This window comes from Gordonia hankookensis, from assembly GCF_014673215.1.
GTDB lineage: Bacteria > Actinomycetota > Actinomycetes > Mycobacteriales > Mycobacteriaceae > Gordonia > Gordonia hankookensis.
In genome coordinates this window covers 330,881-355,454 of sequence record NZ_JACWMS010000001.1, presented here as the reverse complement: position 1 = coordinate 355,454, position 24,574 = coordinate 330,881, and the positions used below count along the sequence as shown (strand labels likewise).

The 24,574-nt window shown below is 66.1% G+C and carries 21 protein-coding genes; 13 read left to right on the top strand and 8 right to left on the bottom strand.

Features of this window, described 5'->3' with window-relative positions:
* Positions 1-117: 117 nt before the first annotated feature.
* The 4 genes from IDF66_RS01615 to IDF66_RS01600 are packed head-to-tail and all read left to right on the top strand — an operon-like array spanning position 118 to position 4,969.
* Positions 118-1,257 (top strand): sulfotransferase family protein, encoded by a 1,140-nt coding sequence (locus tag IDF66_RS01615; RefSeq protein WP_190265513.1) that lies wholly within the window; start codon positions 118-120, stop codon positions 1,255-1,257.
* Between the two features lie 57 nt (positions 1,258-1,314).
* Positions 1,315-3,150 (top strand): circularly permuted type 2 ATP-grasp protein, encoded by a 1,836-nt coding sequence (locus IDF66_RS01610; protein WP_190265512.1) that lies wholly within the window; start codon positions 1,315-1,317, stop codon positions 3,148-3,150.
* Positions 3,147-4,130: an alpha-E domain-containing protein gene (locus IDF66_RS01605; protein WP_164309120.1), complete on the top strand. Its 984-nt coding sequence runs from the start codon at positions 3,147-3,149 to the stop codon at positions 4,128-4,130. The genes IDF66_RS01610 and IDF66_RS01605 overlap by 4 nt, the downstream gene beginning before the upstream one ends.
* Entirely contained in the window at positions 4,127-4,969 is an 843-nt protein-coding gene (locus tag IDF66_RS01600) for a transglutaminase family protein (protein WP_164309121.1), read from the top strand. The genes IDF66_RS01605 and IDF66_RS01600 overlap by 4 nt, the downstream gene beginning before the upstream one ends.
* 37 nt (positions 4,970-5,006) lie before the next feature.
* Here IDF66_RS01600 and IDF66_RS01595 read toward each other — a convergent pair whose 3' ends face one another.
* Positions 5,007-5,453, bottom strand: coding sequence for a type II toxin-antitoxin system PemK/MazF family toxin (locus IDF66_RS01595; protein ID WP_164309122.1), 447 nt, complete (start codon positions 5,451-5,453; stop codon positions 5,007-5,009).
* The gene (locus tag IDF66_RS01590) at positions 5,450-6,115 is read right to left on the bottom strand and encodes an alpha/beta hydrolase family protein (protein ID WP_190265511.1); all 666 of its coding nucleotides are present in this window, start codon (positions 6,113-6,115) and stop codon (positions 5,450-5,452) included. Before IDF66_RS01590 ends, IDF66_RS01595 begins: the two co-directional genes overlap by 4 nt.
* A gap of 47 nt (positions 6,116-6,162) precedes the next feature.
* Here IDF66_RS01590 and lepA point away from each other — a divergent pair, with 47 nt between their 5' ends.
* Genes lepA through IDF66_RS01570 form a run of 4 tightly spaced genes read left to right on the top strand, consistent with a single transcriptional unit; the run spans position 6,163 to position 12,366 of the window.
* Positions 6,163-8,094, top strand: coding sequence for a translation elongation factor 4 (lepA, locus tag IDF66_RS01585; protein ID WP_223309085.1), 1,932 nt, complete (start codon positions 6,163-6,165; stop codon positions 8,092-8,094).
* Between the two features lie 4 nt (positions 8,095-8,098).
* Positions 8,099-10,138 (top strand): M3 family metallopeptidase, encoded by a 2,040-nt coding sequence (locus IDF66_RS01580; RefSeq protein WP_190265510.1) that lies wholly within the window; start codon positions 8,099-8,101, stop codon positions 10,136-10,138.
* On the top strand, positions 10,135-11,034 hold the full coding sequence (locus IDF66_RS01575; RefSeq protein WP_190265509.1) for a cation diffusion facilitator family transporter: 900 nt from the start codon (positions 10,135-10,137) through the stop codon (positions 11,032-11,034). The genes IDF66_RS01580 and IDF66_RS01575 overlap by 4 nt, the downstream gene beginning before the upstream one ends.
* A gap of 42 nt (positions 11,035-11,076) precedes the next feature.
* The gene (locus tag IDF66_RS01570) at positions 11,077-12,366 is read left to right on the top strand and encodes a M20 metallopeptidase family protein (protein ID WP_164309127.1); all 1,290 of its coding nucleotides are present in this window, start codon (positions 11,077-11,079) and stop codon (positions 12,364-12,366) included.
* Positions 12,367-12,404: 38 nt separating this feature from the next.
* Here the strand turns inward: IDF66_RS01570 and IDF66_RS01565 are convergent, their stop codons facing one another.
* A complete protein-coding gene (locus IDF66_RS01565; RefSeq protein WP_190265508.1) occupies positions 12,405-14,414 on the bottom strand; it encodes a glycoside hydrolase family 15 protein in 2,010 nt (669 codons plus the stop codon).
* A gap of 130 nt (positions 14,415-14,544) precedes the next feature.
* Between IDF66_RS01565 and IDF66_RS01560 the strand changes: the two genes are divergently transcribed.
* From IDF66_RS01560 to IDF66_RS01540, 5 genes are all read left to right on the top strand, one after another.
* A complete protein-coding gene (locus IDF66_RS01560; protein ID WP_164309129.1) occupies positions 14,545-14,745 on the top strand; it encodes a hypothetical protein in 201 nt (66 codons plus the stop codon).
* A gap of 292 nt (positions 14,746-15,037) precedes the next feature.
* Positions 15,038-16,096 carry a sulfate ABC transporter substrate-binding protein gene (locus tag IDF66_RS01555; RefSeq protein ID WP_223309084.1) on the top strand — a complete coding sequence of 353 codons (1,059 nt, stop codon included), beginning with the start codon at positions 15,038-15,040 and terminating at the stop codon, positions 16,094-16,096.
* Entirely contained in the window at positions 16,093-16,944 is an 852-nt protein-coding gene (gene cysT / locus IDF66_RS01550) for a sulfate ABC transporter permease subunit CysT (protein WP_164309131.1), read from the top strand. The genes IDF66_RS01555 and cysT overlap by 4 nt, the downstream gene beginning before the upstream one ends.
* Entirely contained in the window at positions 16,941-17,870 is a 930-nt protein-coding gene (gene cysW / locus IDF66_RS01545) for a sulfate ABC transporter permease subunit CysW (RefSeq protein ID WP_164309132.1), read from the top strand. The genes cysT and cysW overlap by 4 nt, the downstream gene beginning before the upstream one ends.
* A gap of 1 nt (position 17,871) precedes the next feature.
* Positions 17,872-18,867, top strand: a complete 996-nt coding sequence (locus IDF66_RS01540; RefSeq protein ID WP_164309133.1) for a sulfate/molybdate ABC transporter ATP-binding protein — start codon at positions 17,872-17,874, stop codon at positions 18,865-18,867.
* Here IDF66_RS01540 and IDF66_RS01535 read toward each other — a convergent pair.
* From IDF66_RS01535 to IDF66_RS01515, 5 genes are read right to left on the bottom strand one after another with little or no spacing between them, the layout of a single operon-like run.
* The gene (locus IDF66_RS01535; RefSeq protein ID WP_190265506.1) at positions 18,825-19,610 is read right to left on the bottom strand and encodes a sirohydrochlorin chelatase; all 786 of its coding nucleotides are present in this window, start codon (positions 19,608-19,610) and stop codon (positions 18,825-18,827) included. The genes IDF66_RS01540 and IDF66_RS01535 overlap by 43 nt on opposite strands.
* A gap of 22 nt (positions 19,611-19,632) precedes the next feature.
* The gene (locus IDF66_RS01530) at positions 19,633-20,937 is read right to left on the bottom strand and encodes a sulfate adenylyltransferase subunit 1 (protein ID WP_190265505.1); all 1,305 of its coding nucleotides are present in this window, start codon (positions 20,935-20,937) and stop codon (positions 19,633-19,635) included.
* Positions 20,937-21,902 (bottom strand): sulfate adenylyltransferase subunit CysD, encoded by a 966-nt coding sequence (cysD, locus tag IDF66_RS01525; protein ID WP_388000593.1) that lies wholly within the window; start codon positions 21,900-21,902, stop codon positions 20,937-20,939. The genes IDF66_RS01530 and cysD overlap by 1 nt, the downstream gene beginning before the upstream one ends.
* Complete coding sequence (locus IDF66_RS01520; protein ID WP_164309137.1) at positions 21,884-22,633, bottom strand: phosphoadenylyl-sulfate reductase; 750 nt, start codon at positions 22,631-22,633, stop codon at positions 21,884-21,886. Before IDF66_RS01520 ends, cysD begins: the two co-directional genes overlap by 19 nt.
* A complete protein-coding gene (locus IDF66_RS01515) occupies positions 22,630-24,429 on the bottom strand; it encodes a nitrite/sulfite reductase (RefSeq protein ID WP_223309083.1) in 1,800 nt (599 codons plus the stop codon). Before IDF66_RS01515 ends, IDF66_RS01520 begins: the two co-directional genes overlap by 4 nt.
* Positions 24,430-24,574: the final 145 nt, after the last annotated feature.

Genomic DNA, 24,574 nt, shown 5'->3' with positions numbered 1-24,574 from the left:
AGCGCTCTACGTTACCAGCCGGGCTCGACAGCGCCCAAATCGTGTCAGTCGGCGCTACCGGAGCCTCCGTCGCCCGACGATGCGCAAGGGTTTCCACCAACTAGGCTTCAATTCATCATGTCTGTTGTCTACGTGCATATCGGCCTGCCCAAGACGGGGACCACTCATCTCCAGGATCGGCTCTGGCGTAACCGCGACCTGGCAATGCGGTCGTCCGGTCTCCTCTATCCGGGTGATGTCATCTCCGATCACTTCCACGCTGCGGTCCATCTCCAGCCCGAGCGCTACCTCGACTGGGTCGACCCGGCCTTCGCGCGCAAGTGGCCGACGCTGCTCGCACAGATGAAGGCGTGGCCGCAGACCTCCCTGCTCTCGCACGAGCTCTACGCCACCGCCACGCCGGAGCACATCGCGACATTGGTGGACGACCTCTCCTTCGCCGACGAGGTGCACGTCATCGCCACGGTGCGTGACCTGGCGCGACAACTGCCGTCGGTGTGGCAGGAGAACATCAAGAACCAGCGAGAGGCGACCTTCGACGAGTTCCTCGCCTCCGTGCACACCTGCGGTCCGGCCCTTCCCGGATTCGTCGCACCGACCGACGGAGCCGTCGAGGAACCGTTCTGGGAGTTCCAGGACTACATCCGGATCCTCGCCGATTGGGCTCAGGCGGTGGGGCCGGAGCGGGTACACGTCGTGACCGTGCCAACGCGCCGCGACACGCCCGGCGACAATCTGTGGGAGAGGTTCCTGCGCGTGCTCGACGTCGAGCCGGCCGCCCTCACCATCCCGGTGCCCAGTCTCAACTCGTCGCTGTCGGCCGCCCAGGCGGAGTTCCTGCGTCAGCTCAACCACCGTTTGCAACCCACCGAGGTGGCATGGCAGCGCTACGAACGCGTCATCAAAGGTCAACTGATCGGCGAGATCCTCTTCGAGGCGCCCAACGGTGCCCCACGTGGCCTGACGTCGGACCAGCGGACATGGATCGCCCACACCGCCGACGAGATGATCGGCGAGGTGCGCTCGGCCGGATACCGGGTATCCGGAGACCTCGGTGACCTGGCCGTGAGTCGGCTGGCGGCCGGTGACGCTTTGCCGCCGACGGTCCAGGACGTCCTCGACGTGGCTCTCGACACGATGGCCGAGATGGTCAAGGTGGCGCCGCTGCCTGCCGTCGGCCCGAGGTGGAAGACCCGCGCGATGAACATCGTGCGCCGGATCCGGCGGCGTGCACTGGGAGTTCGCCGCTCGCTGTGAGACAGGCATGCCGAACCGTCATGCCGAATCCGCTTTTTTGTAGCACCATGTCAAGTTATGAGTCCCGCGTCGACGTCCGCATCGTCCACCAAGCGAGCTGCTCCCAAGGCCGCCTCCGGTAAGTCGAACGCAACCGCGACGACCAAGGGTGCCAAGTCCGGCGGCGGTCGTGGCGACGGCAAGGCGGCCCCGGCCGCCAAGGGGCGGGCACGTGAGTCGAGTGCACCCGCCAAGCGTGCGAAGACCGTTGTGCGGGAACCGAAGGCGATCGATGACACGATCTTCACCGGGTACTCGAAAGGACCATACGGCAAGGCTTTCGACGAGATGTTCGACGCCGACGGCGAGGTTCGTGCCCCGTTCCGGGGTATCTACAAGGCGATGGCCGAGTACGATCGCGCCGATCTCGACGTGCGCGTGGACGCGCTCGGACGCGCCTTCATCGATCAGGGCGTCACGTTCTCGCTGTCGGGGAAAGAACGACCGTTTCCGCTCGACGTTGTGCCACGGGTCATTTCGGCCACCGAATGGACGAAGCTGGAGGCCGGGATCACCCAGCGGGTGCAAGCGCTCGAACTCTTTCTCGACGACATCTACGGCGAGCAGGAGATCCTTCGGGACGGCGTCCTGCCCAAACGACTGGTCCACTCGTGCGAGCACTTTCATCGGCAGGCCGCAAACATCCGGCCACCCAACGGGGTTCGTATCCATGTCGCGGGTATCGACCTGATCCGCGACGAGAACGGTGACTTCCGCGTCCTCGAGGACAATCTCCGTTCGCCGTCCGGCGTCTCCTATGTCATGGAGAACCGACGAACGATGGCGCGGGTGTTCCCGGATCTGTTCTCGTCACACCGCGTCCGCGCGGTCGCCGACTACCCGAGTCACCTCCTGCGGGCGCTGCGTGCTTCGGCCGCCTTCAACGAGGCCGACCCCAACATCGTGGTGCTGACGCCAGGCGTCGCGAACTCCGCCTACTTCGAGCATTCGTTGTTGGCCCGCCTGATGGGGGTCGAACTCGTCGAGGGACGAGATCTGTTCTGCCGCGACAACATCGTCTACATGCGGACGACCGAGGGAGAGCAGCGGGTCGATGTCATCTACCGTCGCATCGACGACGACTTTCTCGACCCGATGCAGTTCCGGCCGGATTCGATGCTCGGCGTCGCGGGGCTCCTGAACGCCGCGCGGGCCGGCAACGTGGTGATCTCGAGCGCAGTCGGCAACGGGGTCGGCGACGACAAGCTGATCTACACCTACGTACCGGAGATCATCGAGTATTACCTCGGCGAGAAGCCGTCGCTGATGAACGTCGACACTCTGCGCTGCTGGCTCGATGACGAACGCGAGGAGGTCCTCGACCGCATCGACGAACTCGTGATCAAGCCGGTCGAGGGTTCCGGCGGCTACGGGATCGTGTTCGGTCCGGACGCCACGAAGGCGGAGCTCGACACCCTGGCGCGCAAGGTCCGCAACGATCCCCGCGGCTGGATCGCCCAGCCGGTGGTGCAACTCTCGACCGTGCCGACGAAGATCGACGGTGACGTCCGGCCCCGACACGTCGACCTGCGGCCGTTCGCGGTCAACGACGGTGAATCCGTCTGGGTGCTGCCGGGCGGACTCACCCGCGTCGCCCTGCCAGAGGGCTCACTGGTGGTCAATTCCAGCCAGGGTGGCGGCTCCAAGGACACGTGGGTGCTCGCGTCGTCCCGGTCATCGGAAGAACGGGAACTCTCGGGGGCGAAGGTCGTCGGCGCCGGCAGCGTTGCTGCCGCGCGGCCGGCCGAGAGTGCGCCGGACCCATTGCACACCCAATCTCAGCAACAGCAGCAGGGACAAGAATCCGCGTTGCCCCAGCAGGGCACGGCCGCCGAGCGAGGTGGCCGACAATGATGCTGGCCCGCAACGCCGAATCGCTGTACTGGATCGGCCGATACGTCGAGCGCGCCGACGACATGGCCCGCATCCTCGATGTCGCGATCCACCAACTCCTCGAGGACGCGACAGTGGACGTGGATCGTCAGGCACGCCTGGTGATCCAGGTGTTGGGTCTGGACACACCCGACACCGACGATCCGCTCGACGTGTGGACCCTCACCGAACGCGTCGCGTACGACAAGGATTCCGTCGGGTCGATCATCGACCTGATCCGCTCGGCACGCGAGAACGCCCGCGGTGCACGAGAAGTGACCTCGAGCGAGATGTGGGAGTGCCTCAACACCACCTACAACGGACTCGGGGACGCCGAACGACGAGCCCGTCGGCTCGGGCCGCACGAGTTCCTCTCGTATGTGAAGAATCGGGCCGCGATGTTCGCCGGCCTCGCCGACGCGACCCTCAGTCACGACGACGGGTACCGCTATCTGCTCCTCGGGCGGTCGGTCGAACGGGTCGACATGACCATCCGAATGCTGTTGTCGCGTGCGGGAGACCGGGTCAGCTCGCCGGCGTGGGTGAGCGTCCTGGTGTCGGCAGGCGCCCACGACACGTTCCTGCGTACCTACCGCGGCGTACTCAACGCGGAGAACATCGTCGAGTTCATGCTGGTCGACCGGCTCTTTCCGCGATCGGTCTTCCACGCCCTTCGTGTGGCCGAGAGCAATCTGGTCGAGTTGGAGAAACGTCCGAGCCGGGTTGGAGCCCAGGTGGAGGCGCTCCTGCTGCTCGGGCGCGCGCGGAGTTCGCTCGAGTTCCTCGAGCCGGGCAGGCTCCTCGACGACCTGCAAGACCGCCTGATCGATCTCCAGGACACCTGTCGTGAGGTGAACGAGGCGGTCACCGCACAGTATTTCCATGTGTCGCCCTACGTGTCGTGGGCGGACGCCCGGGTCAGCGATGCCGAAGACCATGTCATCGAGGAGAGTGAGCTGTGAGCTGGCGTCTGCGCGTCGTCCATTCCACCGGATTCGCCTACAAGAGCCCGGTGACGTCGTCCTACAACGAGGCGCGCCTGACCCCGCGCAGCGACAATCGGCAGAATGTCATCGTGAACCGTGTGGAGACGGTGCCCGCCACCCGGTCGTATCGATACACCGACTACTGGGGCAGCGCAGTGACCGCGTTCGATCTGCACGCTCCACATGAAGAGCTCGAGGTGTCGGGTATGTCGGTGGTGGAAACCGAAGCGGGAGAACGTCCTTCGGAGAAGGTCACGTGGGACGAGATCCGCGGCGGGTATGTCGCCGATCGCTACGACGAGATGCTCTCGTACACCTCATATGTCTGCAAGAACCGTCAACTGTCCTCTGCGGCAAACCGACTGGCGAAAGGACTCGATCCCGAAGGCGCCGTCGAGGCGGTGTGCCGGTATGTGCACGAGGAGATGGAATACGTCCCGGGTACCACCGGTGTGCACACCACGGCCGTCGATGCCTGGAACGAACGCAAGGGCGTGTGTCAGGACTACGCGCACCTGACCTTGCTGATGCTGCGCAGTCTGGGGATACCGGCCCGCTACGTGTCGGGATACCTGCACCCGAAGCCGAATGCCGTGATCGACGCGACCGTCGAGGGGCAGAGCCATGCCTGGATCGAGGCGTGGACCGGCGGCTGGTGGGGATACGACCCGACCAACAACACCGGCGTCAGCGAACAGCATGTCTCGGTCGGCGTCGGTCGTGACTACTCCGATGTGTCACCGCTGAAGGGCATCTACACCGGCGGCGGCGCAACGGACCTCGACGTCGTCGTGGAGATCACACGACTCGCGTGAGAACCGGCCTCGGTCTGCGGAGAGTGCGCGCGAGGGTTCACTGCCAGCCGAAATCGGTACGCAGCCGCGCGGCGACGACCTCGAACCGATCCTGGTCGAGGATCGCCCCTTCGCGCCGGATGCCGTGTTCGGCGACCATCAGAACACGGTCGAGGCGGACGAAGCTCTCGCGGTGCCAGGAATCCCACACCCCGGTCCCGAGCGAGATCCAATCCGGGTCCTCGCGGTGCCAGTCCTTGCTGGACAGCATGAGGCCGAGCAGGTGGGAACGGTCGGCGTCATCGATGTCGCGTCCGACGACCAGTACGGGCCGGTCCTTGCCCTTGTCCGCGCGGTCCTCGTACGGGACCCACGTCCAGACGATCTCACCCGGATCGGCCGCGCCGTCGAGGTCCGGCGAGTAGAGGATCTGCCGGGCCAACTCGTGTGTCGGATGCCCGGGCGCCGGGCTCTGCGCCCCGCCGGTCCCGCGGTCGGCGGTCACGTCGGCTCCGGGCTGAAGAAGGTCTCCGTGACCGCCGCGGCCGTGAGCGCGGCGGTCGGCTTCCGGTCAGGGTTCAGATTGTGTCCGACCTTCTCGATCTCGACGACGCGCACCGGTGCCGGAATCAGTGCGACGGCCGCGGTGAGTTCGTCCGGGGTCGCGAACGGATCGGTACTCCCGTGGACGATCACGGTGGGCACGGAGATCGAGGGGAGATGCTCGGTTCGGAGGCGCTCGGGCTTGCCCGGTGGGTGCAGCGGGTAGGAGCTGAGCAACAGGCCGTCGGCGAGGTCGGGATTCTCGGCCACTGCCATCGATGCCTGCCGACCGCCGTACGAGTGACCGCCGACGATGAGGGGCCCGGTGGACTCGTCGCGAAAGGTCGCGCAGGCTGCGACGATGCCGTCGCGATCGGCAGCGGCCGTGGACGGACTCGGCGGCCCCTTGGGTCGCCGCTGCCGGTACGGAAGGTCGATGCGGGCGACGACGAGCCCGTGCGCGCAGAGTTCTGCGGCGATGGCACGCAGGATCAGCGAGTGGCGATTGCCGCCTGCGCCGTGCGCGAGAACCGCCACGCCGACCCGCCGGCCGGGCGGACGAGACACCTCGGCGACCACGCCGCCGGTCTCGTGGGACGTCGTCTCAGGGGTGCTCGAGGCCATGTCACTCACGGTAGCGGCGAGCGTCCACGTCGACACCACGCTCAGGCATGAGAAACTGGTCTGGACATGCGGCCGCACCGACCGCGAACCATGCCACGCACGTTCCGAGGAGCAGTTCGATTCCCACCTTCGCCGACACCACCTTCACCGACCCCGCGCGGATCCGGAACTTCTGCATCATCGCCCACATCGACCACGGAAAATCCACCCTGGCCGACCGGATGCTGCAGCTCACCGGCGTGGTCGAGGAACGTGCGATGCGCGCCCAATACCTCGACCGGATGGACATCGAGCGTGAGCGGGGTATCACCATCAAGGCGCAGAACGTGCGTCTTCCGTGGACCGTCACCGACGCCGACGGCTCGTCCACCGACTACGTTCTGCACCTGATCGACACTCCTGGGCACGTCGACTTCACCTACGAGGTGTCACGCGCCCTGGAGGCCTGCGAAGGTGCGGTCCTGCTGGTCGATGCGGCACAGGGCATCGAGGCCCAGACACTCGCGAACCTCTACCTCGCGATGGAGAACGACCTCACCATCATCCCGGTGCTGAACAAGATCGATCTCCCCGCCGCCGATCCCGACCGCTATGCCGCCGAGATCGCCCACATCATCGGCTGCGAGGCCGACGACGTGCTGCGTGTCTCCGGCAAGACCGGTGCGGGTGTCGGTGCGCTCCTCGACAAGGTGATCGACGAGATCCCGGCGCCGACCGGTGACGCAGACGCCCCGGCGCGCGCGATGATCTTCGACTCGGTCTACGACACCTATCGCGGTGTGGTCACCTACGTGCGCGTCGTCGACGGTCGCGTCGTCCCGCGCGAGAAGGTCCTGATGATGTCCACCGGCGCGACACACGAACTGCTCGAGGTCGGCATCGTGTCCCCGGAGCCGAAACCGTCGAAAGGCCTCGGTGTCGGTGAGGTCGGCTACCTGATCACCGGCGTGAAGGACGTGCGTCAGTCGAAGGTCGGCGACACCGTGACCACCGCGCGCAACGGTGCCGAACAGGCACTGACCGGATATCGGGAGCCGCGGCCGATGGTCTATTCGGGGCTGTACCCGGTGGATGGATCGGATTACCCGGTGCTGCGCGAGGCCCTCGAGAAACTGCAGCTCAACGATGCCGCACTCACGTTCGAGCCCGAGACGTCGGTGGCGCTCGGCTTCGGTTTCCGATGCGGATTCCTCGGCCTGCTGCACATGGAGATCACCCGCGAACGTCTCGAGCGGGAGTTCGACCTCGATTTGATCTCGACGGCACCGAACGTCGTGTACCGCGTGATCATGGAGGACGGTGCGGAGATCACCGTGACCAACCCGTCGGACTGGCCCGCAGGCAAGGCCAAACACATCTACGAGCCCATCGTGAAGATGACGATCATCGCTCCGAGCGAGTTCGTCGGGACCATCATGGAGCTGTGCCAAGCTCGTCGGGGTGAGCTCGGCGGTATGGACTACCTGTCCGAGACCCGCGTCGAGTTGCGCTACACCTTGCCGATGGCGGAGATCATCTTCGACTTCTTCGATGCCCTGAAGTCGCGGACCCGGGGGTACGCCAGCCTCGACTACGAGGAGGCGGGCGAACAGGAGGCCGACCTGGTGAAGGTCGACATCCTGCTGCAGGGCGAGGCGGTCGACGCCTTCAGCGCCATCGTGCACCGAGACGGCGCCTACACCTACGGCAACAAGATGGCGACCAAGCTGAAGGAGCTCATCCCTCGTCAGCAGTACGAGGTGCCCATCCAAGCCGCAATCGGATCGAAGATCATTGCACGCGAGAACATCCGGGCGATCCGCAAGGATGTGCTGGCCAAGTGCTACGGCGGCGACATCAGCCGTAAGCGCAAACTGCTCGAGAAGCAGAAGGAAGGCAAGAAGCGGATGAAGACGATCGGCCGTGTCGATGTCCCGCAGGAGGCCTTCGTCGCAGCTCTGTCCACCGATGCAGGCGGAGACAAATCGAAGGGGAAATAGGCTGATGAGTCGTCGTGAGGTCAACCCGGTTCTGGCCGAGAGCGCACTGCCGCATGGACTGCCGGACTTCGCGTCGATCAGCGACGATGATTTCCTGCCCGCCTTCACCGACGCGATGGCGACCCAGATCGCCGAGGTCGAGGCGATCGCGACCGACCCGCGCCCGGCCACCTTCCACAACACGGTCGAGGCGCTCGAACTCTCCGGTCGCGACCTGGCGCGAGCGAGTGGAGTGTTCTTCAATCTGGTCGGGCCGGACACGAATCCGGTGCGCAACGAGATCTCCCAGAAGCTCTCGACACTGCTCACCGACCACGCCAACACCATCGCGATGGACGGCCGACTGTTCTCGCGGATCGCCGATCTCCACGCGCGCCTGCCCGACCTGGGACTGACGGAGGCGCAGGAACGACTGTTGGCCAAGCGATACCGCGAATCCGTCCGCGCCGGTGCGGGCCTGCGAAGCGACGATCAGGAGCAGATGCGGCACATCTCGTCGCGACTGGCCTTTCTGACCACGACGTTCTCGCAGCGGATTCTCGACGACACCAACGCCTCGGCGGTGGTGGTCGACGACGAAGCAGATCTCGACGGGTTGTCGGACGGGGAGATCCGTGCGGCGCGCCGTGCCGCCGCAGACGCGGGGCACGACTCCGGATACCTGATCACGCTGGAACTGCCGACGAGTCAATCAGTGCTCACCTCGTTGACCGATCCCGCAGTGCGGCAACGGGTCTTCGATGCGTCGGTCAACCGGTGCTCTCGCGGCAACGACCATGACACCCGCGAACTGGTCCTGGAGATCGTCGGTCTGCGTGCCCGGCGTGCTCGGCTGCTCGGGTACACCGATCACGCCGAATACGTGATCGCAGAGGAGACCGCGCCCGACCCGGGATCGGTCACCGCGTTGCTCGGTGAGCTGACCGAGTCCGCGATGCGGGCCGGTGGCCGGGAGCTGACGAGGCTGACACAGCTGGCCGACCACGACATCGGACCTGCCGATCTCACGTTCTGGCTGGAGCGGGATCGACGATCGAACTCGGCCGTACCGCTGGACGACTTCGAGAACTACTGCGAGCTCGACACGGTCTTGGAGCGGGGCGTGTTCCACGCCGCGGGCAAGCTGTACGGACTGCGATTCACCGAGCGGGGTGACCTGGCCGGCTACCACCCGGATGTCCGGATCTGGGAGGTCTTCAGCGATGGCGGTCGAAGCATCGGTCTGTTCCTCGGCGACTATTTCGCGCGGCCGTCGAAGCGGGGCGGGGCGTGGATGAACAACATCGTCGACCAGTCGACGGTGCTCTCCACCCAGCCGGTCGTCGTGAACGTCCTCAATCTGACCAAGCCGGACGACGGCAAGCCGTGCCTGCTCACGATGGATCAGCTGACCACGCTGTTCCACGAATTCGGTCACGCCCTGCACGGACTGTTGTCGGCGGTGGATTATCCGTCGCAGTCGGGGACGTCGGTGCCGCGTGACTTCGTCGAGTTTCCGTCGCAGGTCAACGAGATGTGGGCGCTTCACCCGGACGTGTTGTCGCACTACGCACGTCATCACGCAACCGGCGAACCGATCCCGGTGGCGCTGGCCGAGGCGGCGCGCGAGTCGGCGAACACCGAGACCGCGCACGCCACCATCGAATACCTTGCCGCCGCGGTCCTCGACCTTGCTTGGCACCGGATCGCCGCCGACGACACCGTCGACGACGTCGAGGCATTCGAACGCACGGCGCTACGGTCGGCGGGCTTCGTCGGCGATCTCATCCCACCGCGATATCGCAGCGCCTACTTCAACCACATCTTCGGCGGCGGGTACTCGGCCGGCTATTACTCCTACATCTGGTCGGAGGTTCTCGACGCCGAGACCGAACAGTGGTTTCTGGCCGAAGGCGGTCTGCAACGCGCCAACGGGCAGAAGTTCGCCGAGGCGACACTCTCCCGGGGCGACAGCGTCGATCCACTTGTCGCACATGAGAAACTGATCGGCCGCCGACCCGAGATCGGCCCGTTGCTGGTGCGTCGGGGCCTGGCAGGCGAGTGACCACGCGGCAGGATCTGTCCCGCTACGCTGCCCTGAGCGTCGCGGCGTCGATTGTCGTGATCGCGTTGAAGATCGTCGCGTGGCAGGTCTCCGGGTCGGTCGGTCTGCTCTCCGACGCGGCCGAGTCGGTGGTGAACGTGGTGGCGGCGATCGGTGCATTCGTAGCGCTCCGCGTCGCCGCCCGCCCACCCGACGCGGGACACAATTTCGGACACACCAAGGTCGAGTATTTCTCGGCGGTCTTCGAGGGTGTCATGATCGTCGTCGCTGCGGTGGTGATCATCGTGGCGGCGGCCGAGCGCCTCCTGCATCCGCGTGAACTCGACTCCGTCGGACTGGGTTTACTGATCTCGGTGGTGGCCACGATGGTGAACGGCGCGGTCGGGGTGGTCTTGCTCCGGCTCGGGCGGCGGTATCGATCGCTGACCCTGGAGGCCGACGGCAAGCACCTTCTGACCGACGTGTGGACCACGGCAGGAGTGGTCGTCGGGGTCGCCCTGGTGGCCGTGACCGGCTGGCTGGCGCTGGACTCACTCGTCGCCATCGCGGTGGCGATCAACATCCTGGTGGTCGGTGGGCGACTGGTGCTGCGGTCGGGCGCGGGCCTGATGGATTCGGCGATGCCCGCAGGTGATCGGGCAGCGATCGACGCCGTGCTCGACCGGCACCGTGCCGGCGGGATCGAATTCCATGACATCCGGACGCGTGAATCGGGCCACGAACGCTTCCTGCAGATGCACATGCTCGTGCCCGGCGACTGGTCGGTGGACCATGCACACGACGTGGTCGAGGAGGTCGAGGACGAGTTGCGGGCGATGCTCGACCACCTCAGCGTGGTCACTCATGTGGAACCCATCGGCGATCCGCGTGCGTACGAGCCGTGGCGGCTGGACTGAGATACCGCTGACCTGACAGGGCAGATCGGCGACAATGGTCCGATGGATGCCGATGACGTTGCCGCCACGAGGAAACTGCTGGACGAGAGGGCGCGAGACGCACTGGGCGAACTGATCCAGACGCGTCACCACCTCCATTCCCATCCCGAGCTGTCGAACCGTGAGGTCAACACCTCGGCGCTGGTGGCGGAGCGGCTGCGACGGGCAGGCCTCGACGAGGTTCACACCGGCATCGCCGGGCACGGCGTGGTCGGTGTCCTGCGCGGCGGTCGCGCGGGAGATCGAGTCGCGGGTCTGCGTGCCGACATGGATGCGCTACCGGTCGCGGAGGCCTCAGGTGTCGAGTTCGCGTCCACGGTCGTCGACTCCGACTATCCGGGCGGTCCGTTCCCGGTGGCCCACGCATGCGGCCACGACTGCCACACGTCGACAGTGCTGGGTGCGGCGGACGTGCTCGCGTCGGTTCGCGACGACCTGCCCGGGACGGTGATGTTCGTGTTCCAGCCCGCCGAAGAAGGGCCGCCGATCGACGAGGCCGGCGGTGCCAAGGCCATGATCGACGCCGGCGCGTTCGCCGACCTGCGCCCGACGATGATGTTCGGTATGCATGTCGCGCCGTTGCCCAAAGGCGTTGTCGGCTATGGCATCGGCAACCAGTACGCGGCGTCGTGCCTGGTGAAGATCGAGGTGGTGGGCAAGCAGGTACATGGTTCGATGCCCTGGTACGGCATCGATCCGATGCCGGCGGTCGCCGACATCATCTCCGGTGCCGGGCAGCTGTACCGACAGGTACCGGCCACCGACGCGGTGACGGTGTCGATCGGGCATGTCGAGGACGTCGGCCGGTTCAACATCATCGGTGAGCGGGTCACGCTGTGGGGCACCATCCGCTGCCTCGACGAGACCTCCATGGGCACCGTGCAGGACAACCTCCGCCGAATGGCCGAGCATCACGCCGCGGCCTACGGAGCGAGTGCCACGGTCGACTATCTGCAGTACGTGCCGCCGTTGGCCAACACCGAAGAGTGGATCGACGCGATCCTGCCGACGGTGAAACGGGTCATCGGTCCCGACCGTCTGGTGGAGATGCCCGGGATGCTCGGTTATGACGACATGTCGGAGTTCACGCGGGCCTTCGGTGGTGCGTACCTCAACTTCGGCACCCAGGACACGCAGTTCGCGGGCACATCGCTCGCGCCGGTCGAGGGCGGGCGAGGCATGGCGATGAATCACAGTCCGGCCTTCTACGCCGACGACGACTGCCTGGTCGACAGTCTGCGCATTCACGTCCAGGTGGCATTCGACCATCTCGCGGGTGAGGTCCCGGCGTGATCTGCTGACGCTCGGATTCGATTGCGCTGCCGTCGCAGTCAGTGGTGTGCAGGCTGGAAGGTCCCGTGACTCGCGGCCTCCTCGGCCCGGATCACATGCATGACCGCGTTGATGAGCGCGAGGTGGGTGAATGCCTGCGGGAAGTTGCCGAGGTGCTGCCCGGTCTTCGCGTCGATCTCCTCGGCGTAGAGCTTCAACGGGCTGGAGTAGGAGAGCAGGCGTTCGCAGAGCGCCTTTGCTCGTGGCAGTTCGCCGATCTCCACGAGTGCCGACACCAACCAGAACGAACAGATGGTGAAGGTGCCCTCTTCGCCGGACAGACCGTCGTCGGTCTCCTCGACGCGGTATCTCAGGACCAGTCCGTTCTCGGTCAGTTCGTCGGCGATGGCCAGCACGGTGTTGCGGACCCGGTGGTCGTCGGAGGGCAGGAAGCGCAGCAGCGGTACGAGGAGCAGGGAGGCGTCGAGTGCGTCGTCGCCATAGCGCTGGGTGAAGACGCCGCGGGCGTTGACTCCGTGGGCGAGGATGTCGTCGCGGATCTCGTCGGCGATCTCGGCCCATTGCCTGGCGTAGGACTTCTCGCCGTGCAGTGCGGCCAGCCGCGAACCACGGTCGAGTGCCACCCAGCACATGACCTTCGACGAGGTGAAGTGCTTGGGCTCACCACGCACTTCCCAGATCCCCCGGTCCGGTTTGCGCCAGTTCTTCACCGCTTCCTCGACCTGGGCCTTCAGCACCGGCCACAATGTCTCGGGCACCGCCTCGTTGGACTTGGTGTTGAGATACACCGAGTCGAGCATTGTTCCCCAGATATCGTGTTGCGCTTGGTTGTACGCGCCGTTGCCGATGCGGACCGGTCGCGCGCCGTCGTACCCGGACAGGTGGTGGAGTTCTGCTTCCTCGAGGGTGCGTTCGCCGCCGACCCCGTACATCACCTGCAGCGGGTGATGTTCGGAGTTGGTCACGCCGGACACGTCGGCGATGAACGAGAAGAAGTCGTCGGCCTCACGGTCGAGGCCGAGTGTGTACAGACCCCACAGGGCGAACGTCGAGTCGCGCACCCACGCGTAGCGATAGTCCCAGTTGCGTTCGCCGCCAGGGGTTTCCGGGAGCGATGTGGTGGCGGCCGCGAGCAGGGCGCCGGTCGGGGAGTAGGTGAGACCCTTCAACGTGAGGGCCGAGCGTTGCAGATGGGTACGCCACGGGTGGTCGGGGAAGGTCCCGGCGTTGATCCACTGGCGCCAGCATTCCGAGGTCGACCACATCTTCTGGGCCGCCTCCTCGAAGTTCTGCGGGGCAGGCTGGCGCGACCACGACAGGGCGACGAAGCGGTCGTCGCCCTCGACGAGCCTCGTACGTGCGCGCGCCTCCCGGCCCTCGAGTCCCAGCCTCAGGTCGGTCGTGAGCTTCAGGGTGGGACTCGGGGAGGTGGTGTTGGTGCCTGTCGCGATCGCCTCGCCGTAGGCGGGTCCCGTGTACTCCCACACGGTGTTGCCGCGGTGATAGTCGAATGCCGGCTCGCAACTCATCGACAGTTCGACGGTCCCCGACACACAGCGCACCGTGCGCAACAGGATGTGCTCGGCATCCCAGTCGGTGGGGGTGCGGCGGTGGGTGGTCGAGCGACGCTCGTTGTCGTGCCACGGACCCATCACGAGTGCATCGCGCACCACGATCCACCCCGTCTCGGTCTGCCAGGTGGTCTCCACCATCAGGCTGCCGGGGAGGTAGCGGCGGTCGACAGGGACGTTCACGCCGTACGGCGCCAGCCGGAAATGACCGGCGCTGCGATCGAGGATGGCGCCGAACACGCTCGGTGAGTCCGGCCGCGGCACGCACATCCACTCGATCGACCCGTTCCGGGCGATCAGGCAGTTGGTCTCGGTGTCGGAGAGAAAGGCGTAGTCACCGATGGGCGGGAAGGCATTGTGCGCCGCCGTGGCCGGCGAGAACGCCTTGGCCTCGGGCTCGGTGACGGTCGAATCCGGCCGGTTCGACGCGGTCGCGGTCGGCAGTGCGGTGACGGCGGCGTCTTCCGGGACGGTCATGGCTATATCATTGCCATCGGCCCCTGTTGTCGCCACTCGACCGGCGACCCGACTGTCGGGCGTTTTATTCAGACTGAGCGAAACTCTCGATCGGTGTCCGATTCGGGCGAACTGCGGGAAGAGGTGAACGATGACATCGGTGAGTGCCTGGTGGGACAGCGTCGAGGAGTGGCTGACCGGACTGTCCTTCGTGCCGCAGCTCCTGGTGACCCTGGTCGTCGTCATCCCGTTGGCGGTCCTGATCGCCGCCGTCCTCAATCTGCTGGTCGATACGGTCTCCGACGTCCTCGACCGCAGGCGCTTCGCCGATGACGACGGGAAGGGGCTCTAGGCCATGATCCGTTCCCGTGTGACCCTCGCCCTGATCGCCCTCATCGTGCTGGTGGTCCTCGCGTGGGTGCTCACCCGCTAGCACAGCGGACTGCGCACCCCAAATCATGCATCTGACATGCGCAGGACACCGAAACGGCATTGCTAGCGTTTACGCGTCCGAGGTTGTGCCGGGGGCGGACGGGCAGGCGCTCGATCATCCCGGTCCAGGCGTGTGAGTCCGGGAGGATTGCGTGGCGAGAACCATGGTTGTGCGAAGGTGGCGAACCGCTGTGGTGGCGGCGGTCGCACTCATGGCCATCACCAGTGTGACGGCGTGTGGAGCCGGTTCGACCGACGAACCCGGAGGGGCCGACATCTCGAGTGGCAGCCGGCACCTGAACCTCGTCGCGTACGCCGTGCCGAAGCCGGGTTTCGACGCCATCATCCCCGCGTTCCGCGACACCGAGCAAGGCCACGACATCGGTTTCTCCCAGTCCTATGGCGCCTCGGGTGACCAGTCGCGCAAGGTTGCCCGGCGGGTCCCGGCGGACGTGGTCAACTTCTCGGTGGAGCCCGACATCACGCGTCTGGTGAAAGAGGGCGTCGTGGATGAGGACTGGAAGAAGCAGGCACCCAACAACAGCACTCCGTTCGGCTCCGTGGTGGCACTCGTGGTGCGCAAGGGCAACCCGAAGAACATCCGGGATTGGGACGACCTCCTCAGGCCGGGAGTGCAGGTCGTCACGCCCAATCCGGGCAGTTCGGGATCGGCGAAGTGGAACCTCCTCGCCCCGTACGCCGCGAAGAGCGATGGTGGCCGCAATTCTCAGGCGGGTCTCGACTACGTCAGCGAACTCGTCCGGGATCACATCAAGGTGGTGCCCAAGTCGGGTCGCGAGGCGACAACCGCGTTCGAGCAAGGGCAGGGTGATGTCCTGATCAGCTACGAGAACGAGGCGATCATGCTCAACCGCGCCAACGCGTCGGTGCCTGCCGACGAACAGGTCGACTACCTCCTCCCATCCCAGACCTTCAAGATCGAGAACCCGGTCGCCGTCGTCAACACCTCCACAGACAAGGACGGCGCGAAGTCGTTTGTCGACTACCTCTTCACTCCCGCGGCCCAACAACTGTGGGCGCAGGAGGGGTTCCGTCCGGTGCTGCCGGACGTGATCGCGCGGACCCACGACCTGTTCCCCGGCGACATCGCGAAGCTCTGGACGATCAAGGAGCTCGGAGCGGTGCTCGGTGAGGGCACGGCGGCGGAGAACGACGGCAAGGACCTGACCGGATGGAAGGCCGTGGACTCGGCCCTGTTCGGCTCGAAGGGCGCCATCACCGAGATCTACAACGCGGGAGGCCGGCAATGAGTACGCAGACGGTGGACTCCACCCCGCCGGGAGGGTTCCTCGGGCGAAACCGGACGTTCAGCGGGGTGTCGCCGTTCGGGGTCGGTGTCGCGTGGCTGTGGCTCAGCGTGATCGTCCTGCTCCCGCTCGCGGCGATCACGGTGCAGGCCTTCACCGACGGTTGGGGCGGCTTCTGGGATGCGGTCACCGATCCGAACGCGCTCGACGCGTTGTGGATCACGGTCCTGGTCTCCGTGGTCGTGGCGCTCATCAATGTCGTGTTCGGCACGTTGATCGCCTGGGTGCTGGTACGAGATGACTTCCCGGGCAAGGGATTCGTCAATGCAATCATCGATCTGCCCTTTGCGTTGCCGACGATCGTGGCCAGCCTGGTGCTGCTCTCTCTGTACGGTCCGAACAGTCCGATCGACATCCAGCTCAATGCGACGAAGCCGGCACTGGTGATCGCGCTGACATTCGTGACCCTGCCGTTCGTGGTGCGGCAGGTGCAGCCGGTCCTCATCGAGCTCGACACCGACGTCGAGGAAGCCGCGGCCGTGCTGGGCGCGGGCAACTGGATCATCTGGACCAAGATCATCATGCCCGCGCTGTTGCCCGCCATCCTGACCGGCGCAGGCCTCGCCTTCACCCGTGCGATCGGTGAGTTCGGGTCGGTGGTCCTGATCGGCGGCAACATCCCCGGCGACACCCAGGTGGCGTCGCAGTACATCCAGCAACAGATCGAGGTCGACGAGCCGGTCAACGCCGCGGCCGTGTCGGTGATGCTCCTGGTGATCGCCTTTGTCGCCCTGCTCATCCTGCGGATCGTCGGCCGCCGTCAGTCCATGCGAGAGGAGCAGGATCGATGAAGGTCTCCAGAACCACGCGATATACGTTGCGCGCCATCGCGCTCCTCTACCTGTTCATCCTGCTCGTCGTGCCGGTGGGGCTGATCTTCTGGCGATCGTTCGAGCACGGACTGGGACAGTTCTGGGAGTGGATCACCACTCCGGCGGCCATCGCCGCCCTGCAATTGAGTCTGCTGATCGTCGTGATCGTGGTGCCGCTCAACGTGATCTTCGGCATCGTGACCGCGCTGGCCCTCGTCCGAGGCCGGTTCCCGGGGAAGGGCTTCCTCCAAGCCGTGGTGGACCTGCCGTTCGCGGTTTCGCCGGTGGTGGCGGGTGTCGCGCTGATCCTGTTGTGGGGATACGGGGGATGGTTCGGCGGGATCGAGAGCACCGGATTCCGCATCATCTTCGGCTTCCCCGGACTGGTGCTGGCAACCTTGTTCGTCACCCTGCCATTCGTGGTGCGCGAGGTGGAACCGGTGTTGCGTGAGATCGGCACCGAGCAGGAGCAGGCGGCGGCGACCCTGGGCGCCAACGGGTGGCAGACGTTCAGCCGGATCACGTTGCCCGCCATCCGCTGGGGACTCACCTACGGCATCGTCCTGACGATCGCCCGCGCTCTCGGCGAATACGGCGCGGTGACGATGGTGTCGTCGAACTTCCCGGGCATCTCGCAGACCCTGACACTGCTGGTGAACTCGCGCTACACCGATGACTACAACGAATTCGGTGCGTACGCCGCGGCGACGCTGCTGATGCTGGTGGCGATCCTCGTCCTGGTGGCGATGACGCTCATCGAACGGCGGGCAAAGGGCCGGTACGCCGACGCGAGTGAAACCTACACCGGCAGCACCGAGACCGAGGTCGAACCCGATCTCACCGTCCCCCACGGACCCGCATCCATCGATGCCCAGCAAGTCGTGCAGCACAAGGAAGGCGTGTGACATGTCCATCTCGGTTATCGGCGCGAACAAACGATACGGTGACTTCGCGGCGCTCGACGACGTGTCGATCGATATTCCGGAAGGGTCGTTGACCTCGTTGCTCGGACCGTCGGGCTCCGGCAAATCCACCCTCCTGCGGGCCATCGCGGGACTGGACAGTCTCGACTCGGGCACCGTCATCATCAGTGGGAACGACGTGTCGGGCGCGGCGCCGCAGAAGCGCGACATCGGATTCGTGTTCCAGCACTACGCGGCGTTCAAACACCTGACCGTGCGCGACAACATCGCATTCGGACTCAAGATCCGCAAGCGGCCCAAGGCGCAGATCGACGCCAAGGTCGACGAGCTGCTCGACATCGTTGGACTCACCGTGTTCCAGCGGCGCTTCCCGTCGCAGCTGTCGGGAGGCCAGCGTCAGCGCATGGCACTGGCCCGCGCGTTGGCGGTGGACCCGCAGGTCCTGCTGCTCGACGAGCCGTTCGGTGCCCTGGATGCGAAGGTCCGTGAAGATCTGCGAAAGTGGTTGCGGCGCTTACACGAGGATGTCAACGTCACCACCGTCCTGGTCACACACGATCAGCAGGAAGCGCTCGACGTGAGCGACCGGATCGCCGTACTCAACAAGGGGCGGATCGAGCAGGTCGGCGCGCCGGATGACCTCTACGACCGTCCGGCCAACGAGTTCGTGGCGTCGTTCCTCGGATCCACCGTGCGCCTCAACGGTGAGCTGGTGCGTCCGCACGACATCCGGATCGGCCGTAATCCGGAAATGGCCTTGCCGGCAGCCGATGCGTCCCTCGACACCGGGGTGATCAAGGCGACGGTGCAGCGGGTGGTCCATCTGGGATTCGAGACCCGGGTCGAACTGATCGCGGCCACCACCGGTGACGAGTTCCAGGCGCAGATCACGCGAGGCGATGCCAACGCGCTCAATCTGCAGGCGGGAGAGGCGATCTACGCGCGTGCGACGAAGGTGGCCGCGCTGACCGACTCCTGATCGGGGGCCTTCGCGGACATCGTGCGGGTGGAGGCCGCAGTCCAATAGTGGTGGCACACGGCGTCGACGATGTCGCGATGGGCGCCCAGCGGTCCGGCGACCAGCGCTCCCGGTGCGTGGACATCGAGCGCGGCCTCGACCCGTTCGGTGAGCAGTCCGGCGGACAGGAAATAAGGACTCAGTGCGATGCGGTCCGCTCCGGCGGCGCGCAGTCGGCGAACCGCGTTGCGGAGTTGGTGCTCCCGGTGCCCGAGCTTGGTGGCGAACACCACTTCCACCGGACGGTTCAGCAAGGTCGACAGCTCGATGGCGCGGCGTCTGACGTGGCGATCGGCGGCCGCGTCCGATGATCCGACAGCGCTCAGGATGATCCCTGCCCGCCGGCAGGCCGATTCGCCAAGGCCGGCCTCGGACAGCCGCTCGGCCAGCGCATTCGCCAGCGGGAACGTTCCGATCACCTCGGATCGGATCACCACCCGACCTCGGCGGTCGTGCTCGCCGATGATCGCGGGCAGGTCGATCTTCTGGTGATAACCGGCTGCGAAGAGCAGCGGCACCACCACACAATCACCGGCGATCTCATCGAGGGCATCGCCGACCAGGGGGGCGTTGAGATCGAGGTATGCCAGGCGTACGTCGACACCCGGCAGCGTGGCCGCGACGGCGTCGCGCACGCGGCAGGCCGTCGCCGGGAAGCGCGCGTCACGACTGCCGTGCGCGACCAGCAGCAGGGTAGGGGTCAACGTAACCGAATCCTCAACGGTCTCAGACGAGTTCGGGTGTCGCCGACAGATGGAGATTTGCCAGGGCGTCGCCGACGAGTCCGGCGCCGAGAGTGTTCCCGCCCTGCGGATCGATGAGCAGGAAGCTGCCCGACTCACGGTTCACCTGGTAGTCGTCCGCCGCGATCGGTTCGGCGGTCTGGATCGCGATCCGGCCGATCTGGTTCAGCTCCACCGTGTCCGGGGCGTCGATCAGCGCGAGTGACTGCTCGTCGAACAGCACCTCGAGCCCCCCGACGATCGCCTGGGTGGTCCTGGTGCCGTGCTTGAGCAGCAACCGGGCGCCCGGCCGCAGTGGCTTCTCGGCCAGCCAGCAGACCGTGGCGGTGAACTGCTGAGCCGGCTCGGGTGCATCCGTGACGGCCGCGATCAGGTCGCCGCGCGACACATCGACGTCATCGTCGAGCAGCAGCGTCACGCTGCGCCCGGTGTGCGCGGTGGTGAGTTCGCCGTCGGCGGTGTCGATCTGGCGGATCGTGCTGCGGACACCGGAGGGCAGGATCACGACCTCGTCGCCGACCGAGACGCGACCGGCCGCGATCTGCCCGGCGTAGCCCCGGTAGTCGGGATACTCGGGCGTACGCGGACGGATCACGTACTGGACGGGGAAGCGCAACCCGACCGGCCGGGGATCGGTCACGTTCGGGACCGTCTCGAGGTGTTCGATCAGCGCGGGGCCGTCGTAGTACGGGGTGTTCTTCGAGCGTGTGGCGACGTTGTCTCCGTGCAGTGCCGACACCGGGATCGCGGTCACCTGTTCGGGCGACCATCCCAGGGACCGGGTGAGTTCGCCGAACTCGGCGGAGATCTCCGCGAAGGCCGTCTCCTGGTCGTCGACCAGGTCGATCTTGTTGACCGCCAACACGAGCTGGGGCACACCGAGCAGTGCCATCACCGCGGTATGACGACGGGTCTGGGCGACCACACCACTGCGTGCGTCGACGAGCAGGATCACCAGCTGGGCGGTCGATGCGCCGGACACGGTGTTCCGGGTGTACTGCACATGGCCCGGGGTGTCGGCGAGCACGAACGATCGTGCCGGCGTGGCGAAGTAGCGGTAGGCGACGTCGATCGTGATGCCCTGCTCGCGCTCGGCGCGCAGTCCGTCGACGAGCAGCGAGAGGTCGGGACCCTCGAGGCCGCGGTCGACCGACGCCTTGGTGACGGCGTCGATCTGGTCGACGAGGACCGATTTCGTGTCGTAGAGCAGCCGGCCGACGAGCGTCGACTTGCCGTCGTCGACGCTGCCCGCGGTCGCGATGCGGAGAAGGTCGGGAGCATGTGACATCAGAAGTATCCTTCGCGTTTGCGGTCTTCCATCGCGGCCTCGGAGACGCGGTCGTCGCCGCGGGTCGCCCCGCGCTCGGTGAGTCGGGAGGCGGCCACCTCGGCCAGTACCGCGTCGTTGTCGGCGGCGTCGGAGAGCACGGCGCCGGTGGACGACCCGTCACCGACGGTCCGGTAGCGAACCCAGCGACGCTCGACGGTTTCGCCTTCGCGCGGACCACCCCACGAACCGGAGGTCATCCACATCCCGTCGCGCAGGAACACGTCGCGCTCGTGCGCGTAGTAGATCTGCGGAAGCAGCACCTGCTCGCGAGCGATGTAGCGCCAGATGTCGAGTTCGGTCCAGTTCGACAGCGGGAACACGCGGACATGCTCACCCGGCGCGTGGCGACCGTTGTAGAGGTTCCACAGCTCGGGGCGCTGACGCTTCGGATCCCATTGGCCGAATGCGTTGCGTAGGGAGAAGATCCGCTCCTTCGCGCGCGAGCGCTCCTCGTCGCGACGTCCGCCGCCGAAGACCGCGTCGAAACGGTTCTCGGTGATCGCGTCGAGCAGTGGGATGGTCTGCAGCGGGTTGCGCACACCGTCCGGCCGTTCGGTGAGTCGTCCGTCGGCGAGATAGTCCTCAACCTTCGCCACGTGCAGGCGCAGCCCGTGCCGCTCGACGACCTGGTCGCGGAACTCCAGCACCTCGGTCAGGTTGTGGCCGGTGTCCACGTGCAACAGCGAGAACGGCAGCGGAGCAGGCCAGAAGGCCTTGAGTGCCAGGTGCAGCAACACCGTGGAGTCCTTGCCGCCGGAGAAGAGGATCACCGGCCGCTCGAATTCGCCGGCCACCTCACGGAAGATGTGGATGGCCTCGGATTCGAGTGCGTCGAGGGTGGTGAAGTCGTCCGCGTCGGCCTCGACCGCGGAGGCGCTGCTGGTGACGGTGGCGTCGGCGATGGTCATGCGTGGAGCCCACATTCTGTCTTGGCGCGACCGGCCCAACGGCCACTGCGCGGATCGGATCCGGGTTCGGGTTTGGCTGTGCACGGGGCGCAGCCGATCGACGGGTAGCCGTCGTCGACCAGCGGGTTGACGAGCACCCCGTTGGAGTCGATGTAGTCCTGCATCGTCTCGTCCGACCACGCGGCGATCGGGTTGATCTTCACCAGCCCGAATCCCTCGTCGAACGAGATGAGCGGTGCATTCGCACGGGTCGGCGCCTCCACTCGGCGGATACCGGTGATCCAGGCGTCGTACTGCGCGAGGCCGGACTTGAGCGGGACCACCTTGCGCAGTCGGCAGCATTCGCCCGGGTCGCGGGCGAACAGGTTGCGGCCCAACAGTTCGTCCTGCTCGGCGACGCTGTGCTCCGGAGTGAGGTTGACCATGTCCACGTCGTAGACCTGCTCGACGGCATCGCGGGTGCCGATGGTCTCGGCGAAGTGATACCCGGTGTCGAGGAAGAGCACCTTGAGCTTCTCGCCGTGCAGGTGGTCGGAGTCGACGTGCTTGCTGGCGAGATCGACCAGCGCGGCGTCCTGCATGTTGGAGGCGACGACGAAGTTGTCACCGAAGGTCTCTGCGGTCCAGCGCAGCAGTTCTTCGGGGGTCGCGTCCGGGCCGAGATCGCGGGCACCTGCCTCTGCGATGGCACGCAACTCGTCTTCGGTGTGACGGCGACCCGTCGTGGCGGTGGTGACCGTGCTCATCGCAATGCCTCCTCATCGGCGCGAACGGCCCACTGGGCGAACCGCTCTCCGTTGTCACGCTGCTCCACGAAGTTCCGGACGACCCGATCGATGTAGTCGCCGAGCTCGGTGGAGAGAACCTTGTGCTGTCGCAGCTTGCGGCCGAAACCGGCGTCCTGGCCGAGGCTTCCGCCGAGGTGGACCTGGAAGCCCTCCGTCTGGCCGCCGTGTTCGTCGTCGACGAGCTGACCCTTGAATCCGATGTCGGCGATCTGAGACCGGGCGCAGGAGTTGGGGCAGCCGTTGATGTTCACCGTGATCGGGACGTCGAGCTGCGAGTTGATGTCGGCGAGTCGTTCCTCCAACTCGGGAACGAGCCGCTGAGACCGCTTGCGGGTCTCGGTGAAGGACAGCTTGCAGAACTCGATCCCACTGCAGGCCATCAGGTTTCGACGCCAATTGGAGGTCCGCGCGGAAAGGCCGAGCTTGGCGACCTCGCCGATCAGCTGCTCGACCTTGTCATCGGGGACGTCGAGGACCACGAGCTTCTGGTACGGGGTGAACCGGATGCGGTCGGAACCGACCCGCTCGGCCGCGTCGGCGACCGCGCTCAGGATGGTGCCGGATACGCGGCCGGCGATCGCGGCGAACCCGACCGCGTTGAGCCCGTTCTTCAACTTCTGCACGCCGACGTGATCGCGGGGCGCGGTGAGCGGTTCCGGCGCCGGGCCGTCGATGAGTTTGCGGCCCAGGTACTCGTCCTCGAGCACCTGGCGGAACTTCTCGATGCCCCAGTCCTTGATGAGGAACTTCAGGCGTGCCTTGGTCCGCAACCGGCGGTAACCGTAGTCACGGAAGATCGCGACCACGCCTTCCCACACGTCGGGTACCTCATCGAGCGGAATCCAGGCGCCGACCCGCTGCGCGAGCATCGGGTTCGTCGAGAGTCCGCCACCGACCCACAGGTCGAGGCCGGGACCGTGTTCGGGGTGGTTCACGCCGATGAAGGCGATGTCGTTGGTCTCGTGGGAGACATCCTGGAGACCGGAGATGGCGGTCTTGAACTTGCGCGGGAGATTCGAGTACTGGGGATCGCCGATGTAGCGGCGGACGATCTCGTCGATCGCGGATGTCGGGTCGAGTACCTCGTCGACAGCGTCGCCTGCGAGCGGCGACCCGAGCACGACGCGCGGGCAGTCGCCGCAGGCTTCGGTGGTCTTGAGGCCGACGCCTTCGAGTCGCTCCCAGATGGTGGGCACGTCTTCGATACGAATCCAGTGGTACTGGACGTTCTCGCGGTCGGAGAGATCGGCGGTGTCGCGCCCGAACTCTGTCGAGATGCCGCCGATCGTGCGCAACTGGGCCACATCGAGGGCGCCGGCGTCGCAGCGCACTCGCATCATGAAGTGGCTGTCCTCGAGGAGGTCGATGTTCTCGTCGCCGGTCCAGGTGCCGTCGTAGCCCTCGGCCCGCTGGGTGTAGAGACCCCACCAGCGCATGCGACCGCGGAGATCCTGCTTGTCGATCGAGTCGAAGCCCTGCTTGGCGTAGATGTTCTCGATCCGGGCGCGCACGTTGAGCGGGTTGTCGTCCTTCTTGACCTGCTCGTTGGGATTGAGGGGCTCGCGGTAACCCAGCTTCCACTGGCCCTCGGCGCGACGCTTGGTCGGCCGGGGCTTGCGGGCCGGGCGCTCACCGCGGGCCGGCCGATCACCGGCGGGTGCTGTGGGCTTCGATCCGGCGGCGCGATCCTGTGCGGCCGACCCTTCGGCCGCGTCCGAGGTGGTCACGGAAAGATCGTCGGTGGTGGACGTCATGAAGTCTCCTGAGCCGACGCAGCATGCGTCAGCGTTCACATGGAAGTGGGCTGGAAACGTGCTGGCATACCCGCGGCTGAGCGGGGACTTCTCGGGGCCGACCTGTCGTCAGGGGACAGTGCGCACGTCGTCTAAGGACGACAGA